This window comes from Candidatus Parvarchaeota archaeon (genome assembly GCA_016866895.1).
Lineage (GTDB): Archaea > Micrarchaeota > Micrarchaeia > Anstonellales > VGKX01 > VGKX01.
Genome location: VGKX01000117.1, coordinates 1 through 3,937 on the forward strand (window position 1 = coordinate 1; position 3,937 = coordinate 3,937).

Sequence of the window (3,937 nt, forward strand, 5' to 3'; positions counted from 1 at the left end):
TGCCTTCGTCAGTGTACGAGCCGTCCGAAGACTCAACAATGCTTGCAATATACTCAAAAAAAACTTCCGGCAAGGTCCTCGACGTTGGCTGCGGCTGTGGAATACAGGCAATCGCGTGCGCAAAGGCAAATCCAAATTCTAAAGTCATCGGAGTTGACATTAACCCAGACGCGGTTTTTGCCTCAAGGCGCAATGCGGAAAACAACAACGTGAAAAACTGCGAGTTTTTCATCTCAGACATGTTTTATGCACTTTCTGGCTCTACGTTTGACTGGATTATATTCAACCCGCCATACCTGCCAACCCAGCGAAGCGAGAAGATTAAAGGAGCCCTAAATCTTGCGGTTGACGGCGGGCTGGATGGCAGGAAGGTAATCGACAGGTTCCTGGGCCTTTTCCATCCGCATCTCAACAAAGGCGGCAGGCTTCTGATGCTTGACTCAAGCCTTGACAACACGCAACTGACCGTCAGCGCGCTTCAAAGGCTTGGCATGCAAGTCAGGGTGCTGCAAAAACTTTCCGTTTTTTTTGAGACCCTTTCGGTATTGGAGGCAACAAAACCATAAAGGTGGGTCTGTTGAAAAACATACGCGTCGTTCTTGTCTGTCCGGAATATGATATAAATGTCGGTTCTGTGTGCCGCTGCCTTGCCAACTTTGGCATCAGCAGCCTCTACATAGTCAAGCCTTCCTGCCCCCTTGGCTTTGAAGCCAAAAAATTTGCGAAGCACGCGTTGCCAATCTTAGCTGGCGCAAAAATTTGCCAGAGCATAGAAGAGGCGTGCAGGGGGTGCAGCCACATAGTTGGCACAACAGGCGTGGCAAGGCGGCATAAAAAAACAATAAGGCACATAACAGGCCTTTGCGAATTTGCAGGCAAGGACTTCAAGGGTAGAGTCGCAATCCTGTTTGGCAGGGAGGGCATAGGCCTGACACAGCAGGAGATTGACATGTGCAGCCTGCTTGTGAAAATTGAAACACACCACAGCTACCCGATAATGAACCTTTCCCATGCAGTTGCCGTTGTCCTCTATGCGCTTTCAATAAAATCAATGCAGAAAATCAAATCTCCAAAACACTACCACACTCCAAGTGCAACCAAGAAAAACCTGCCAAGCAAGGCACAACTTGTTAGCCTTGTCGGGTTCTTTTCACAGATAACCGACTCATATTCCAAAAGCCTCAGAAACCCGCACAAGATAAAAATGGCTTTCAAGTCAATGGTCGCAAGCTCAGGCATCTCAAAGCTTGAGGCAGATTCCATGCTTGGGATATTCAGGAAAGCCGCAAAAGAAATAACAGGAAATAAACTAAAAAACGAATAGCCGCAGCCAAAAATTCTTTTCAAGCCTCCAAATGTCCTTTTGTGCAAAATACAATCCACTACAAAGCCTTTATTCTCCTACTCAAGTATATATACACTGGATGCTCAAATAATCACTTTCCAGTAAATGCGCTATCAGGTTTTTGGAGCAAGTGATTCATCATGCCAGCAGACCAACCAATGTTTGCCCATCTGCCCTCGCATGCGCAGCAAAACGTTTTTCCATCAATGCTCCCGGCCCACGAAGAAACTCAAAACCTAAGCGTAAAACACCAGCCTCTTTTTTCGGATGCAAAGTCCATATTTGCAACCCTCGCCCTCAGATACAAAAACAATGACCTTGGCTTTGAAACAGGAAACCTCAGAGCCAAGGCAGAGGAAACTATTGGCAGGATTGCTGATTTCCTTGAAAAACATTCATTTGCCCTGCAAGACGCCGACAAAGAAGGCTACTCAAAGCTATTGCAGGCCGTGCAGCAGCTGCAATCGGATGTGAGGCGCAATCCTTATGACCTTTTCAATTCGGCAAATCCGCAAAAGCCCCTAGATTCAATAATAGAGTCTGCAGATGCCCTTTGCGCAAAGCTTGATGTTGCCAAGGCCGTCACTTATGCCGACTGGCTTCAAAAAAGCAGCGATAAATATGCAAGCCTGGAGCCTAAAGACAAAACAGACTACGACCCTTCAAATGTCAGCGGGATTACGTTTGCCAACAGGGAAAAACTGAGCAAAACACTCGAGGCGCTTTATGAGTTTGGCAAAATCGACTCACGGGCCTATTCCTCCTTGCGTGCAGAAGTTGACAAATACAACAATGCTGTTAAGGCGTTTAACCACAACTTTAACCTGGCGGAATTTCAATCCAAAACCTCAAACATCTCATCGCAATTCTCCATACTTCTCAATTCGGCAAGCCAGGAGGGAAACAGCCAGCTTGCGGAAGGTCGGCAAGCAGCAGCCAAGCGCAGTTATGGGGGCAACCCCCAGGGCGCAGCACAACTCCCGAACCTTGAAATGGACGCGCAAACCAGGGCCAAAATTGCTGCAGACAGGCTTCTTGAAACGCAGGTAAATGGAAAGTCAATAAAAATCCATCTCTCAGACTCCCATCTGACCGAGGCAGAACTCCAGCAAATCAGGGAAAACCTGACAAGGGCGCTCAAGCACCTGTTTTTGGTAAAAGGCGCAACTGTTGCAGGCAAAAACCTTGCAGTCATGCAGCAGGAACTAAAAAATCTGCTTGAGCAGGAAAAGACACAGGGCCAGGCTTCAGGCTCTCAGGTGCAGCAGCAAGCAGGCAACAAATTCCTCAATTTGCTTTCAACAGGGCCAGGGCTTGCCGGCCTTCTTAAGGATGAAGGTGTCAAGTTCATGGAAAAAGGCATTGAAAAGTCAAGCTCCAACACGGCAATTAAATCATTTATGGCGGCGAATTTCACTGTTGTCCCGGCACAAATTTTAAGCCGGAGCCTTGAAGCCACTGCGCAGGCTGCCAGGCTTACGGAAACAAAGGTCATTGACGCCGTGCATACAGTCATTACCGCGGCATCAAACTATTCAATCCACAAACAGGAGGTCAGGCCAGGCACACTTGAATTTGAGATTGATGGCAGGACTTATGTTGCGCAGGCCAAAAAACTGGAGCTGATGGGAACGGGCAAGCCGCAGGATGGAGCACAGATGCAGTCAAATGCAATAACACTCCAAATCTCGCTCAAGGACGCGCCAGGCACGGCACTTGTGCAGCTTCAAATTCCAACAGACTCAAGGCTTGAGGCAGATGGCAACTCGTTTGTTGCCACTGAAAAAAGCACGGGCTCCAAAACCTTGCTGGTTTTTGGGCCCGAAGGCTTTCATTCTGGCTCCAAAACAAGGCTAGAAGCAAAGAATTTTTCGCTTGAAGTTCCGTTTGCCCAGATAAGCCAGGCACAAATACAAGACAACGGGGGAAAAATAAGCCTCGAGGTTATTGCAGCAGCGCCTGTGGCAAGCAACAATGAGGACCAGCAGCCTTTTTCAGGCGGCCCCACGCTTCGCGAACAGAAAAACGAGCAAGTTCAAGTGGTTTTGGTAAGCCAAAACACCCTGTTTATAGAGGGCAGGCCCGTCCTTGCGGGCCTTGAAAACGGAAACTACACTGCTGCAAGCGGGCAGGACGGAAAGGAGCTTATCCTCACAAGGCTTGATGAAAAGGGCGCTGCCGTCCAAAGCATCTCAATAACCCTTGAGAAAGACGCTGGAGGCAAGAAATCATTTATTGTTGAAAACTCCGTCTCGCCGCAGCTTGTCATTCTTGATGCCACTCTGGCCGTCTCCTCACTTAAAAGAAAAATAAATGACCTGCAAAACCAGTTACGTGCAAAATCAAATGAATATGATTTGCTGCGGCAGCCTGTGAATGGGCAGGAAACTCAGTCTTTCAAATCAGGCCCCAGGCCTGATGAAAATGAAGCCAAGGCTCAAAGACAGCTAAGCCAGGCAACTTCCCTTGAGCTGGAAATCAACACAATCACGCAAAAAATCACTGATGCCAAGGCAACACTTGAAAAAGTCAGCGATTTCGAGCACTTTTGCAACAGTCGCAGATACAAAGTTGACCTATTGCCGTATTTCA

The 3,937-nt window shown here is 47.9% G+C and carries 3 protein-coding genes; all 3 read left to right on the forward strand.

The annotated features are described in order from the left end of the window. On the forward strand, positions 1-566 hold a 566-nt coding region (locus tag FJZ26_04685), incomplete at its 5' end, for a methyltransferase (protein ID MBM3229701.1). Beyond that, on the forward strand, positions 545-1,324 hold the full coding sequence (locus FJZ26_04690) for an RNA methyltransferase (GenBank protein ID MBM3229702.1): 780 nt from the start codon (positions 545-547) through the stop codon (positions 1,322-1,324). The genes FJZ26_04685 and FJZ26_04690, both read left to right, overlap by 22 nt. 161 nt (positions 1,325-1,485) lie before the next feature. Next, the coding region (locus tag FJZ26_04695) for a hypothetical protein (protein MBM3229703.1) at positions 1,486-3,937 on the forward strand (2,452 nt) is incomplete at its 3' end.